This is a genomic window from Paraburkholderia adhaesiva, from assembly GCF_021390575.1.
In the GTDB taxonomy this organism is placed as follows: Bacteria; Pseudomonadota; Gammaproteobacteria; order Burkholderiales; family Burkholderiaceae; genus Paraburkholderia; species Paraburkholderia adhaesiva.
In genome coordinates, this window is record NZ_JAJEJQ010000001.1 from 3,114,513 (window position 1) to 3,128,759 (window position 14,247).

Genomic DNA, 14,247 nt, shown 5'->3' on the forward strand with positions numbered 1-14,247 from the left:
GTGACGAAGGCGGGAGCGTGTGGGCGAAGATTTGGGCTGCGGAGGTATTCCCTGCGACTAGTGCGGGATCGGCGGTGGGACCGCGACGGTCGGAAGCGTTGCATGAGTTGGCAGCACGTAGCAACAGCCGCAGGCGATCATCCCGACGCCATGATCATCCTGCGTATCGGCGGACGACGCGGTCATGTCGGTGGATGACATGCCGGCCATCGTTCACAGTGCGTCGACAGGTTCTTTGGCCGCGGCGACCCACTGAATGACGGCAGGCGCCAGCATGATGAGCTATGTGGCGATCATGCCTGGTAGCGCAGTTAGTTGACGGTGAGCGTGCAGATTTATTTATTTTTCAAAAACTGGCGCCGCAGCCTCGCATCCAACATCGTTTTTTACACGCGGCACGGAGCGTATCGATGCAGAGCGCACTTGCACAGAACCGCCCGCCGGGCCGTGGCCCGACGTTTGTGCGGAACCGCTGGTGCGACATCTCTGTTACCACCTGGGGTTACGGCGGACATTTCCGGTTTTTGAACAGGCCTCGCCGATCTACCGCTACCGAACTGCAATCGAAAAAACAAGTAGAGATTTAGAAAAATCGAAGTTCGGGGTGGATGCTCAGGCTCGCATGATGTCTGCCCTCGCGTCGAACAAGGTGCAGCGAGTCGACATCCAATTACTCCATAAACATACGCACTGCAAACAATAAGCGAGAACGCCCTATCCGTGCTGCGTTCGCCTGATGTTGATAACGCGGCGCGATAGCCGTTAGTTGGGCGCTGGCCTGAATCCTTGTCGCCAACAAACCTGGTTTCCGTTCTATATCAAGCGCAACGGCGAACCGCATCCGCTACAAGAAACGCGTCGCCGCGCGAGACGCGCCGACGCGTTCCTGCACCCTTACATCCTGAAGCTCAACCTGGCCCATGCCGTGCGCCCGGGCTCCATCACCGGCGTATTGGCGGGGAATCCAAACCCGGCGTTACCCGCGAGGTTCAGGTGCTCGCTGTATGCCTTGTTGAGCAGGTTGTCGACGCCGACTGTCAACTGCGTTCGTTTGTTGATGTCGTACTGCGCGTGCAGCGACACCACACCGAATCCTCCGCTTGGCCCGAAATCATATCCAACGACGTTACCCTGATTCAGCGCGTAGCGATGCTGCGACGACACCACACGCCACAGCGCGCCGGCCGACCACGCACCTAGCGTGTAATCGACCGTGAAGCGCGTGACGAGCGGTGGAATCTGCGGCAACGGTGCGCCCGAATCGGCGTTACGTCCCCATGCGTACGCAGATGAGACGCCGACTCGCCAGTGCCCGTCCGGCTTCCACGTTGCGCCGAATTCGCCGCCGAAGATCTCCGCGTTGACGTTGGTTGCCTGCGACGTGGCCTTGCCCATCGACGTGTTGTACGTGAACAGGATGAAATCATTGACGTAGCCGGCATAGGCCGACACCCATGCATCGACCGCTCCGCCGCGGTAATGTGCACCGATGTCGAGCTGGGTCGTCTTCTCCGGCTGGATGCCTGCAAACGCGTTGACGGAACCCGCCGGACCGCTGTTCGGTGAGAACAGCTCCCAGTAGTCCGGAAACCGTTCCGTGTGGCCGATGCCCGCATACCACGTCAGCGGCAACGCGCGCAGGTTCTGCTCGTAGCGGACGAACCCACTCGGCAACACACGCGTGCGTTGCTCATCAAACGTGGGATTCGGCATAGAGCTCATCATCCCGCTGATGCTTTGCCGGTCATCGGTCGCGGCCGCACGGTCGAAACGCAAACCCGCAATCACCTGCTGCACGTCACTTGCGAACCAGGTGAGTTCGCTGAACACGCCGTAGTTGGAGAGCGTCGCGCTCGGCGTCCATGGCATGTCCGACAGATTCTGTATGCCCATCACCGAGCGCGAAGCGAGCCAGTTCACCTGCCAGTCCGCGCCGGCGACCCACTCCACACGCTCAGACAGGTCGAACGTGGCGGCGATACGTCCGCCGACCGTGCGCCGACGGACGTCCGCCGCCATCGGCATGGAACCCGGTGGGGTTTCGCGCAGCGTGTAGTTGTCCATCCGGTGATCGGCCTCGTTATAAAAGACGCGAGCGTCGATGTCGCGCAGCACCTTCCCGATGTTCTGCTTTTCGAAGTGCAGGCCCACGCTGTCGCGCCGAAAGCGGACGCCGTCCATCCCGCGGCCGGCATAGCGTGCGTTGCCGTCCCCCGTGCCGGCGGTCAGTTCGAGCTTCGTGTCGGCATCGGGCGTCACGCCCAGCGCTACGTCGGTGTTCCACTTGTTCCAGGCAGACGGCACCGTGTTTCCATTGCCGTCACGATAGTCACCCTCGTGTGCCTTGTTCGCGGTCACCCGCGCATAGACATCTGGCGTACCGGCGGCAATATCAACGTTCTGGTCGTTGCGGCCGAACTGTCCGCCGACGAGACTGCCGCTGGCACGTACGCCAGCCTCGGTGAAGCGCGGCGTGTTTCGCTCGAACAGCACGGTGCCAGCCGACGCACCGGGGCCGTACAGCACCGTCTCCGGGCCCTTGACCACGACGACCTTGTCGTAGCTCTCCGGTGCGATATACGACGACGGCGCGTCCATGCGCGCCGGACATGCACCTTCAATCGGCGCACCGTTTGCGACGAGGCTCAGCCGGGAACCGGACATGCCACGCAACACCGGGTCTCCGTTAGTGCCGCCGCTGCGGATCGCAGCAAAACCGGGGACGGTCTTCAGGTAGTCCGCACCGTCGCTGGCCGGCAGCGGCTGGCGTGGTGCTTTCGGATCGGTAATGGAAAAGAGCGGGGTCGACGGCGGACTTGCGACGACCTCGACGGACGGCAACAGGAATTCCACTGCCGGTGCCGGTTGAGTCTGCGTTTCAGGGTTGTCTGCGAAAGCGAGTTGGGCAGTAAAGAACAACGCCGTCGCCGTGGCGATCTGGGTGAGTTTCATGCTTCCTGATTTTTCGAGTCGTGTTTAATCGCGCCGCGTAGATGCGCGGCGACGCCGCGACGCGCCGATTGGGCGTCGCCAGGTTCAAGGGCTTACGACAGCGAAAAGAGAGGCGGCGCTCGGGGTCTTCCGGATGGAAAGACGCCCAATGGCGTAAAACGGGTGGACAGGGCAGGCACAGGGGCACTCGTCACAAGCATGACGAGAACCGGCAGCGGGGCCGCAACGGTCGGAAGCGTTGCATGAGTTGCCAGCAGGTCGCAATAACCGCAGGCGATCATCCCGCTCCCATGAGCATCCTGTGTGTCGGCGGACGACGCGGTCATGTCGGTGAACGACATGCCGGCCATCGTGCACGTTGCTTTGACAGGTTCTCTGGCAGCAACGACCGACTGACTGACGGCAGGCACCAGCATGATCAGCCATATGGCGATCATGCCTAGCCAGGCAGTCAGTCGACGGTGGGTGCGCGGATTCATCATTGTTCAAGATACCGCGCAGGAATCTAGCACCCAGCGGCGCTTTTTAACATGCGACATGGAGTTCATCGATGCGACGCGCCGTTGCATGAAAATGGCCGCCAGGCTTTGGCCCGACGTTTGCATGCAACAGGTGGTGCAGCGTCTTCGTCACCAACCGTAGTTGCTGCGGGAATTCCCGGTTTCTGACCGGACTTCGCTGATCCGCCCGTGACCCGGGAAGTAGACAGCATGACAGGTTGGTATGCCGTCGCGCACACACGTTGCTAGCGCAACTATCGATCGGCCGCAGCGACAACCTTGGCCACGCCTGCATCTCAGAGACCTGGAGCCAGCATGTGATCCAGTGCGACATCGACATACTAATCAAAGTCATCGCGCGTCCATCACGGATCTGATGCCGCAAAATGCGGTTATACATGACATCGCATTCCAAAGATCGACGTCCGGCAACTTCCGCGGCAACTCGTCTGAGATTTCTGATGTGCCCGTGCCTGATGAGCGGGCCAGTCAAGTCCGCCATGTATCCCTTATCCGTGGCGGACCTGAATGCATCGGTCCCTTGCGTCGCTGGGGACAACAGTCGGTCAATGTCGAAAGGAATCCGCAGTTCTTCTGAATAGCCGACTGAAAACACATTGACCAGGCAGCAGCGGATCAGGCAGGGCCGGTATATGTTGTACGTTAGCAGGAAGCGGCGTCTTCAGGTCGTGCAAGGCCAGGTCCAACTGGACAAGATAAAGAAATCAGGCGGGTCAAGGTCATGCTGAAGCGATTGTAAGCAACCGCCCTTGCGATCCTGTTTGCCCGTCTCCCACGTGGGTGCCTGGTGCTGATTTCTACGGCAGAAAGGCACTGATTTGCGCGGCGATCGACGCACTTTTGCGATATCGGCGAAGTCTGCTACCAGACGATTCCGCCCACCCCGGGGGCCCGGATTTCGCACGCGTCAACGTCGCGAATGAGAGATGAAAGCCATTCCTCAGGATTCCCGCATAACCAAATAGCAACGCGTAGTTTCTTAACGAATCCACCAGCGCGGGCATAGTCACGCTGCGCGTCACCACTGGGTGATTAAGTCGAAGCGAAGAAGACAACCGATCGAATTTAAAACCGAACTAGACTATCTAATGGAGGAAAAGAGTTGCTGTGGAGTCGGTGTATTTGTGAGTTGTTAATTAAAATTGGAGTACATCATGTCAAGTAATGTTTTAGCGTTGACCGCGATTTCTGCATTAACGATTCTCGCGGCATGCACGACTGATGGTTCCATGAGCAACAGCGCCGCGCCGCCATCAACTGCGGCTCAATCGTCGGGAGCAGCGCCCCAGATGCAGGGCACAAGCGCGAAACATGTGCTTGAGGCGGACTCCCAGGCGGCAATGGCTAGCCTTGCATCAACCCATCCACAGATGGCCGACCTGGCACACAAGGCGAAGGCAATCCTGATATTTCCAAATGTGGTGCGGGCAGGCTTTCTCGCCGGCGTTTCGCATGGAAGCGGTGAATTAATCGAGAGCGGCAATGTCACGGGCTATTACGCCACGACGTCGGTGTCTTACGGCTTCCAGGCAGGCGCACAGCAATACGCATATGTGATGCTTTTTATGACTGATGCCGCGTTGAATAGCCTGAAGACAAGCAGCGACTTCGAGATCGGTGTTGGACCAACGGTAGTAGTAGTCGATGAGGGAACCGCAAAAAATCTAAATACCGAGACGGCGCGGTCGGACGTCTACGCATTGATTTTCAATCAACAGGGCTTGATGGCCGGATCAGCGCTACGAGGAACAGAGATCTCTCGTATCGGTACTTGACGAACGTGCGGGTGAAGAGGTCATCACGGCCGTTGGCGTCGCGTCAACGGAAGCGCAATTCGGCTGGTGAGGACCACGGAAAGGCACCTGAACTTACCCTTGAGTATGAAGGGGGCTATACGAGCTATCTGGAAGTGCTAGACGCCGCGCGAAACCTGTTCAGTGCCGAGCTTCATGACACGCAGACGCAGGCCGCGATGCTCACGAGCCTCATCAGCCTGTATCTGGCGATGGGAGGCGGCTGGTTTGTTCAGGCGAAGCAGATGACTGCGCCGGCGCCGACGAACGCACAGTCGCAACTACAGACCGCGGCTTCACAGCCGATTTTGCTGGTGCCGCAATGACGCGCGGGAAACTCATGGCCTGCCACGAATGCGATCTCCTGCAGCGTGAGGTGGCCGTGCCGGAGGGGGGCGCCTTGCGCTGCGCGCGCTGCCGGGCCCAGCTATACCGCGAGGTACCCAACAGCCTCGACCGCGCACTCGCGTTTTCTCTTGCCGCAGTTGTACTTTTCGCGGTGTCGAATGTGTACCCGATAGTCGGTCTGTCGGTGAACGGGACCGTCGTCGAGACGACGCTGCTGGGCTCGGTGAACGTGCTGTACCACGACGGAAAATGGCCGATTGCGGGGCTGGTGTTTGCGACCACGGTCCTGATGCCGATCTTGCAGACAGTGACCATGCTGTGGCTACTGATACCGTTGAAGTTTGACCGCGCACCGTGGGGCGGCCCAGCCATATTCCGGCTGTGCCACCTTTGCCAGCCGTGGGGAATGACCGAAGTGCTGATCCTCGGCTTGCTGGTCGCACTCGTGAAGTTGTCTGCGATCGCCGGCGTGGTATTGGGCCCAGCGCTGTGGTCGTTCGGAGCCCTGATGTTCGTACTGGCGGCGGCTGGTTCAGCTTTCGATACGCGCAGCCTGTGGTCGCGCGTATCCGTCGTCGAGCACGTGAACGCGGAGCCAGACCTGGACGAAGCGTCGCTGCAAGGGGCGGTTACTGCGGCACGATGTGGGCTCGCGCTCTGTCACGATTGCGGACTGCTCGCAAGCGTTCGGGCCGACGCTCACGCGCTCCATTGTCCGCGCTGTGGCGCTCTGATGCACCTGCGCAAGCCCGCAAGCCTGTCGCGCACATGGGCCTACCTGATCGCGGCGATGGTGATGTATATCCCGGCGAACGTACTGCCCGTGATGTACACGAATTCGCTCTTCGGGACCGAGAACGACACGATCCTCTCCGGTGTCGTCTACCTTTGGACATCGGGGTCGTGGCCGCTTGCTGTTGTCGTGTTCGTCGCGAGCATCGCCGTGCCGATGCTCAAGATCCTTGCGCTTGGCTACCTGACGATCTCCACGCAGCTGCACTCGCGCTGGTACGCCGCCGAGCGCACACGGATCTATCGGATGGTCGAGTTCGTGGGGCGCTGGTCGATGCTCGACATCTACGTAATCACAATGCTGGTCGCGCTCGTGCAGTTCCAGGCGCTTGCGACGATTCAGGCCGGAAACGCGGCGATCGCATTCGGTGCTGTCGTGGTGCTCACGATGTTTGCGGCGATGGCGTTCGATCCACGTCTGATCTGGGACGAAGTGGAGTGAGATCATGCCCGGGCCCGAGAAAAAACCTGATTTTCCCAATGCGGATTCGGTGCCGCGGTCCCGCTGGCGCCTGCAGGTCGTATGGCTCGTACCGATACTCGCGGTCCTGATTGGCGGCTGGCTTGCCGTCAAGGCGGTGATCGAAAAGGGCCCCACGATCACGATCAGCTTTATGACCGCCGATGGTCTCGAAGCGGGCAAAACGAAAATCAAGTTCAAGAACGTCGACATTGGGCTCATCAAAACCATTACGCTCACGCCAGACAACGAGCGCATCGTCGCGACCGCCGACATCAACAAGAATGCGACCAAGATGCTCGTCGACAGTACGCGCTTCTGGGTCGTGCGCCCTCGCATATCCGGCGGAACGGTGTCCGGAATCGGTACGCTCCTGTCCGGCTCTTACGTTGAAATGGACGTCGGGAAGTCGAAAAAAGAGCGTCGCGACTTCGTCGGTCTCGAGGTGCCACCGGTGATCTCAAGCGACGTGCCGGGGCGCGAATTCATTCTGAAAAGCACGAATATGGGCTCACTCGACGTCGGTACGCCGGTATTTTTCCGGCGGCTGCAGGTCGGACAGATATCCGCCTTCAAGCTCGACCCCGACGGACACGGTGTGACGCTTCGGGTCTTCATCAACGCGCCGTACGACAAGTTTGTTCTTGCGGACACGCGCTTCTGGCACGCGAGCGGTGTCGACGTGGCAGTCAGTTCGACCGGCATCCAGGTCAATGCGCAGTCGCTCGTGTCGATCATGATCGGCGGCGTGGCATTCGAGTCGCCGCCGAGCGCGCTAGAGGGGAGCGTCGCCGCTAGCGAATCGACCTTCACGCTGTTCACGGATCGGGTTGATGCGATGAAGGCGCACCATCATATCGTCGTCAAGTACGCTGCCGACTTCACTGAGTCGGTCAGGGGACTGACCGTGGGGGCGCCGGTAGACTTCCGCGGCATTGTGGTGGGTGAAGTGACAGCGATCTATACACGTTTTGATCCCAAGACCGCGAAAGCCACCATACCGGTGGAACTGGATCTCTATCCGGAACTGTTCACGTCCCGCTATGAGACGAACGGTGGGGGCCGCCTGAGCAACGATCCCCAGGCAATGGCGGATCGGCTCGTTGCGAAGGGAATGCGTCTTCAGCTTAGAACGGGCAATCTGCTGACCGGGCAGCTGTACCTGGCCATCGACTTCTTCCCGGACGCGCCAAAAGCCATCGTCGACTGGACGTCATCGCCACCGGCACTTCCGACGATCCCCGGTAACCTGCAGAGGTTGCAGGACAACATCACACAACTCCTGGCAAAGCTCAACACGATTCCGTTTGACGCAATTGGCAAGAATACGCGAGAGACGCTGGCGAGCGCGAAGACGCTGCTCAACGATCTCGACACCCAGATCGTCCCGCAGGCGCAGGGCACGCTCACGGCGGCACACACCGCGCTCGACTCGGCCAACAACGCATTGCAGCCGGACTCCGCCCTTCAGCAGAACGCGACCGACATGATTCAGCAGCTTTCGCGCACGGCTTCGGCCTTCCGCACGCTCGCCGATTATCTGGAGCGGCATCCGGAGGCGTTTATTCGCGGCAAGCAGCAGGAGCACCTGCCGTGACACGCGCACCGGCATCCCTTGTTGTCGCCCTGTTGGCCGTCTCGCTGGCCGGCTGCAGCAGTTCGCCGGCATCCAGCTTTTACCGTTTGAAGCCGGACGCGACACTCACCACCTTGGGCACTGCGGTGCCCCTTCATGTTGTGGTCAACCCGGTCACGATTCCGGCGCTGGTTGACCGCCCGCAGATCGTCGTCAGTCTGGCCGATAACCAGGTGTGGCCTGAAGAGTTTCAGCGCTGGGCGGAGCCGCTAAAAGGCGATATCCAGCGGACGATCGCTGCAGACCTCGCGGTGCTGCTTGGCTCTGAGCATGTGAGCACGTATGCGCTGGACGCGAGTGGCTTGCCTACGTGGCGAGTGCGTGTCGACATCATGCAGTTCGATTCGGTGCTTTCGAGCATGGCAACGGTCGACGCTCAGTGGACAATCTGGCCGCCTGGTAACGCGACACCGATCATCGGGCACACGCTTGCGCACGAGCCTGTGCAAGGGCAGGCTTACGACGCGCTTGTCGCTGCCCATGATCGTGCGTTGGGCTCAGTGAGCCGGGACGTTGCAGCGGCAATCCTGAAGAACCTGCCGCGATAACTGGCGCGAACGCGCCGCGCGCAGACACTACGCGCGCTGTCGTTCGGGAAAGGGATCATGTCCGCTTAAGGTACTGCCGGTGCCCTCAGTTTTTATGACACTCGTCCGCTTAGGGCGACGCTCGAGTAACTGGTTGATTTGATCTGAGCAACCTGACGGTGTCCGCGTGTCCTGAGTTACTGGGGTAACTCCAGGGGAGAAGAAGCGTTCAGTGACGGCTCCCCCTGCAATTGCTCTCAAAACCGGAGATCGCCAGAGTGCGTATTTTTTAAATACACGCGGCAAAATAAAAGCGTTCCGCGCGTCGGCCAGGAAGGCCTTGAGGGAATTTTGTCTCCCTCCGCGGAACGCTTCTACGAGTGGATGGGGAACGCGTTCATTTGCCGCGAACAAGCGACATCGCGAACCGCCCCACCCTCACTCCACCGTCACCGACTTCGCAAGATTACGGGGCTTATCCACATCCGTACCACGCGCACAAGCCGTGTGATACGCGAGCAATTGCAGCGGTACGACGTGCAGGATCGGCGAAAGCAGCCCATAGTGCTCAGGCATCCGGATGACGTGAATGCCGTCCTCGCTCGTGATGTGCGTATCGGCATCCGCGAAGACATACAGCTCTCCGCCGCGCGCGCGCACTTCCTGCATGTTCGACTTCAGCTTCTCGAGCAGCGCGTCATTCGGCGCAACCGTCACGACAGGCATCGCCTCAGTCACGAGCGCGAGCGGGCCGTGCTTGAGTTCGCCGGCCGGATAGGCCTCGGCGTGGATGTACGAGATTTCCTTGAGCTTGAGCGCGCCTTCCAGCGCGATCGGGTAGTGCAGCCCGCGGCCGAGGAAAAGCGCGTTCTCCTTGCGCGCGAACTCGTCCGCCCACGCGATGATCTGCGGCTCCAGCGCGAGCACGCCGTTGAGCGCGGCGGGCAAGTGGCGCAGCAGTTTCAGGTATTGCGCTTCCTGTTCCGCACTCACGTGACCGCGCAACTTCCCGAGCGTGACTGCGAGGATGAAGAGGCCAACGAGTTGCGTCGTGAACGCCTTCGTGGATGCCACACCAATCTCACGGCCCGCATGGGTGAGGAAATTGAACTCGGTGAGCCGGACCATTGCGCTCGTCGCAACGTTGCAGACCGCGAGCGTGTGCTCCATGCCAAGCGATTGCGCGTGCTTGAGCGCCGCGAGCGTGTCGGCGGTTTCGCCCGACTGCGAGATCGTGACGACGAGCGCGCGCGGATTCGGCACCGACTCGCGATAACGGTATTCGCTCGCGATCTCGACTTCAGTGCGGATCTTCGCCACCGTTTCGAGCCAGTACTTCGCGGTGAGACCCGCGTAGTAGCTCGTGCCGCACGCGAGAATCAGAATGCTGTCGATGCCCTTGAACACCTCGCGCGCATTCGCGCCGAACCGTTCGGGCTCGAACGTGTCCGCGGCGGGGATCGTGTCGCTGATCGCACGGGGCTGCTCGAAGATTTCCTTCTGCATGTAGTGACGATACGGACCGAGATCGACCGTGCCGCCGTAAGCCTGCACTTCGCGCGCTTCACGCTGGACTTCGCGGCCACTGCGCTCGGCAATGCGCACGCCTTCGAGCGTCAGTTCGCAGACGTCGCCCTCTTCCAGATAGACCACGTGGCTCGCACTGCCCGCGATGGCAAGCGCATCCGATGCAAGAAAATTCTCGCCGCTGCCGAGGCCGACCACGAGCGGCGAGCCGGCACGCGCGCCCACGACGGTGTGCGGCTGATCCTTGTGCACTACACCGATCGCATAGGCGCCCGAGAGCTGCTTCACGGCTTCGCGCACGGCGGAGAACAGATCGCCCTTATAGAGGCTGTGAATCAGGTGCGCGATGACTTCCGTGTCGGTCTGCGAAACGAACTCGTAGCCCTTCGCGCGCAGTGCCTCGCGCAGCGACTCGTAGTTTTCGATGATGCCGTTGTGGACGATCGCGAGCGCATTGCGCGAGAAGATCGGATGCGCGTTGTTCACCGTCGGTGCGCCGTGCGTGGCCCAGCGCGTGTGCGCGATGCCGGTGACGCCTTCGAAGTGCGTCTCGCGCGCCTGTTCGTCGAGCTCAGCCACGCGCGACACGCTACGCACGCGCGCGGGGCCTTCGTTCGTGACGACGGCGACGCCGCACGAATCGTAGCCGCGATATTCGAGGCGCCGAAGTCCTTCGATCAGAACGGGCACGATGTTACGTTGAGCTACTGCGCCGACGATGCCGCACATGGGTTTCTATCCTTTTCAGCAGGAAAATGAATGGCCGCGCACGAGGGCGACCGGTTGCTGCGTTATTTCTTCTTCTTGACCGGCCGCGCGTAGCCGGCCTTCGAGACCTGCGATTTTTCGTTGAGCACGAGCATGTCGTCGGCGACGTCCTTCCACACGGTCGTACCGGCCGCGATCGTCACGCCGCGGCCCACACGCACCGGCGCGACCAGTTGCGTATCCGAGCCGACGAACACGTTGTCCTCGATCACCGTGCGGTGCTTGTTCGCGCCATCGTAGTTGCAGGTGATGGTGCCCGCGCCGATGTTCACACCCGCGCCGACATCGGCGTCGCCGACGTAGCTCAGGTGATTCGCTTTCGACCCGTGACCGATATTCGCGTTCTTGACCTCGACGAAGTTGCCGACGTGCACTTCGTCAGCAAGCTTCGCGCCCGGGCGCAGACGCGCATAGGGTCCGAGCACGGCCTGCGCGCCGACGCTCGCGTCTTCGATGTGCGTGTAGGCGTCGATGCGCGTGCCCGCGCCGATCGCCGCATTCCGGATCACGCAGTTCGGGCCGACTGTGACGTTGTCCGCGAGCGTCACGTCGCCCTCGAACACGCAATTCACGTCGATGAACACATCGCGTCCGCACGTAAGCTTGCCGCGGACGTCGATGCGCGCCGGGTCCGCGAGCGTCACGCCCGCGACGAGGAGCGCCTGAGCGACGTTACGCTGGTACACACGCTCGAGTTCGGCGAGCTGCTGCTTGCTGTTGACGCCGAGCGTTTCCGCTTCATCGTCGGGCTGCGCCGTCACGACGGGATGGCCCGCGGCTTTCGCCTGCTCGACGACATCGGTGAGATAGAACTCGCCCTGCGCGTTGTCGTTCTTCAGCGCGGCGAGCCAGCCCGCCAGCGGCGCGGTGGGCGTCACGATGATGCCGGTATTGATCTCGGCGATCTCGCGCTCGGCAGCGCTTGCGTCTTTCTGCTCGACGATGCGCACGACGTTGCCCGCCGCGTCGCGCACGATGCGGCCGTAGCCAGTGGGATCGTCGAGCGTGACGGTCAGGATGCCGTAGCCATTGTGCCCAGCGGCGTCGGTCAGGCGCTTGAGCGTCGACGCACGCGTGAGCGGCACGTCGCCGTAGAGCACGAGCGTCGGCACATTCGGATCGATGAGCGGCAGTGCCTGCGCGAGCGCATGGCCGGTGCCGAGTTGCTGCTCCTGCACGGCGAACTGCACGTCGGGCGCGGCAACCGCTTCACGCACGGCGTCGGCGCCATGGCCGATCACCACGACGAGCCGAGTGGGATCGAGCGTGCGGGCGGTATCGAGAACGTGCGAGAGAAGCGGCCGGCCGGCCAGCGGATGGAGCACTTTCGGCAGCGCGGAATGCATGCGCTTGCCCATGCCCGCGGCAAGAATCACGATGTTCATTGCATCGGTGAATTGGGGAATTTGAAGGTGCCGATTTTAACATGCAGCCCACCTGCAGACGCCGTCCCCACGCGCTTTAAGCCCTGTCCTATAAGGTTTCCCGGGCTTACCTTGTAAGCCGGTGCCGGAATTCCGGCACCGGCCTTCAGCGACCCTCAAAGATCGTCGAATTTCGCGAACGAAATCGGGGTACCTTCGGCGGACGGCGACAGCGTGTCCGTCGAGCACGGATCCTCATCGAAGGCGATGTCGCCCTGCGGGTCCGGCTCGCCCGTTGCGCGCAGGCCCTTGAAGCCGAACAGCGATGCATCCATCAGATGCGACGGCACGACATTGCCGAGCGCGTTGAACATGTTCTCCACGCGGCCCGGGAAGCGCTTGTCCCACTCGCGGATCAACGCCTTCATCTCGGCGCGCTTGAGGTTCGGCTGGCTGCCACAGAGGTTGCACGGAATGATCGGGAATTCGCGCAGTTCCGCGTATTTCTCCAGATCCGTCTCCTTCACATATGCAAGGGGTCGGATGACGACATTCTTGCCGTCGTCGGACTGGAGCTTCGGCGGCATGCCCTTCAACTTGCCGCCGTAGAACAGGTTCAGGAGCAGCGTCTGGAGGATGTCGTCGCGATGGTGGCCGAGCGCGATCTTGGTCGCGCCCAGTTCGCCGGCCACGCGGTAAAGAATGCCGCGACGCAGACGCGAACACAGCGAGCACGTGGTCTTGCCCTCGGGCACGATGCGCTTGACGATGCTGTACGTGTCCTGATTCTCGATATGGAACGGCACGCCGATTTTCGTCAGATACTCGGGCAGCACGTGCTCCGGAAAGCCCGGCTGCTTCTGATCGAGGTTCACCGCGACGATATCGAAGTGGATCGGCGCGCGCTCGCGCAGGCGCAGGAGGACGTCGAGCAGCGCGTAGCTGTCCTTGCCGCCCGACAGGCAGACCATCACCTTGTCGCCGTCCTCGATCATGTTGTAGTCGCCGATCGCCTGACCGACCTGGCGCGCGAGCCGCTTGAACAGCTTGTTGTTCTCGTACGCTTCCTTCTGCTCGCGGCGCGTGAGCGCGCGGCGCCCGGACGACTCGGCTTCCTCGGTCACGTCCTGCTCGACGGGGAGGTTTTCGGGGGCGTTCATGAATCAGTCCTCTTTGATGCGAAAGACTTCGACGCCCACCGCGTCGCAGTCCGGATAAACGTCGGGCTTCTCGGTCGAGAGACGCACCGCGCGCACGAGCGGGTGCGCGAGCAGGGCCGTCGCGAGATCGTCGCAGAGCGTTTCCTGCAGATGGATATGGCCCTGGCTGACGCGCGCGGCTACGGTCGCACGCATGAAGTCGTAATCGACCACTTCGCGCAGTTTGTCCTCGTGCGGCGTCGTCTTGTCGAGCGGCACGAAAAGGTCGACGTTGATCACAACGCGCTGTTCGCCGCGTTTTTCGAAGTCATGCACGCCGATGTTGATGTTGACTTCGTAGTCGCGCAAAAAAAGCCGGCGGCAATCGGCGAGCCGGGGGTGCAACAAGACGGCGGACAT

At 61.4% G+C, this 14,247-nt stretch carries 11 protein-coding genes; 5 read left to right on the top strand and 6 right to left on the bottom strand.

Going from position 1 to position 14,247, the window contains the following annotated elements; genetic code table 11:
- Positions 1–894: 894 nt before the first annotated feature.
- Entirely contained in the window at positions 895–2,952 is a 2,058-nt protein-coding gene (locus L0U80_RS14195; protein ID WP_233865045.1) for a TonB-dependent copper receptor, read from the bottom strand.
- Between the two features lie 92 nt (positions 2,953–3,044).
- The gene (locus L0U80_RS14200; protein ID WP_233865047.1) at positions 3,045–3,434 is read right to left on the bottom strand and encodes a DUF2946 domain-containing protein; all 390 of its coding nucleotides are present in this window, start codon (positions 3,432–3,434) and stop codon (positions 3,045–3,047) included.
- Positions 3,435–4,627: 1,193 nt separating this feature from the next.
- Here L0U80_RS14200 and L0U80_RS14205 point away from each other — a divergent pair.
- The 5 genes from L0U80_RS14205 to L0U80_RS14225 are packed head-to-tail and all read left to right on the top strand — an operon-like array spanning position 4,628 to position 9,050.
- Complete coding sequence (locus L0U80_RS14205) at positions 4,628–5,248, top strand: lipid-binding SYLF domain-containing protein (RefSeq protein ID WP_233865056.1); 621 nt, start codon at positions 4,628–4,630, stop codon at positions 5,246–5,248.
- 11 nt (positions 5,249–5,259) lie between these two features.
- The gene (locus L0U80_RS14210; protein ID WP_373322163.1) at positions 5,260–5,592 is read left to right on the top strand and encodes a hypothetical protein; all 333 of its coding nucleotides are present in this window, start codon (positions 5,260–5,262) and stop codon (positions 5,590–5,592) included.
- A complete protein-coding gene (locus L0U80_RS14215; protein ID WP_233865058.1) occupies positions 5,589–6,848 on the top strand; it encodes a paraquat-inducible protein A in 1,260 nt (419 codons plus the stop codon). Before L0U80_RS14210 ends, L0U80_RS14215 begins: the two co-directional genes overlap by 4 nt.
- 4 nt (positions 6,849–6,852) lie before the next feature.
- Positions 6,853–8,463 (top strand): PqiB family protein, encoded by a 1,611-nt coding sequence (locus L0U80_RS14220; protein WP_233865067.1) that lies wholly within the window; start codon positions 6,853–6,855, stop codon positions 8,461–8,463.
- The gene (locus L0U80_RS14225; RefSeq protein ID WP_233865069.1) at positions 8,460–9,050 is read left to right on the top strand and encodes a PqiC family protein; all 591 of its coding nucleotides are present in this window, start codon (positions 8,460–8,462) and stop codon (positions 9,048–9,050) included. The genes L0U80_RS14220 and L0U80_RS14225 overlap by 4 nt, the downstream gene beginning before the upstream one ends.
- A gap of 417 nt (positions 9,051–9,467) precedes the next feature.
- Here L0U80_RS14225 and glmS read toward each other — a convergent pair whose 3' ends face one another.
- From glmS to L0U80_RS14245, 4 genes are all read right to left on the bottom strand, one after another.
- Complete coding sequence (glmS, locus tag L0U80_RS14230) at positions 9,468–11,285, bottom strand: glutamine--fructose-6-phosphate transaminase (isomerizing) (RefSeq protein WP_233865071.1); 1,818 nt, start codon at positions 11,283–11,285, stop codon at positions 9,468–9,470.
- 62 nt (positions 11,286–11,347) lie between these two features.
- Entirely contained in the window at positions 11,348–12,709 is a 1,362-nt protein-coding gene (glmU, locus tag L0U80_RS14235; RefSeq protein WP_233865073.1) for a bifunctional UDP-N-acetylglucosamine diphosphorylase/glucosamine-1-phosphate N-acetyltransferase GlmU, read from the bottom strand.
- A gap of 155 nt (positions 12,710–12,864) precedes the next feature.
- Entirely contained in the window at positions 12,865–13,848 is a 984-nt protein-coding gene (gene ttcA, locus L0U80_RS14240) for a tRNA 2-thiocytidine(32) synthetase TtcA (protein WP_233865075.1), read from the bottom strand.
- Positions 13,849–13,851: 3 nt separating this feature from the next.
- On the bottom strand, positions 13,852–14,247 hold the full coding sequence (locus L0U80_RS14245; protein WP_233865077.1) for a dihydroneopterin aldolase: 396 nt from the start codon (positions 14,245–14,247) through the stop codon (positions 13,852–13,854).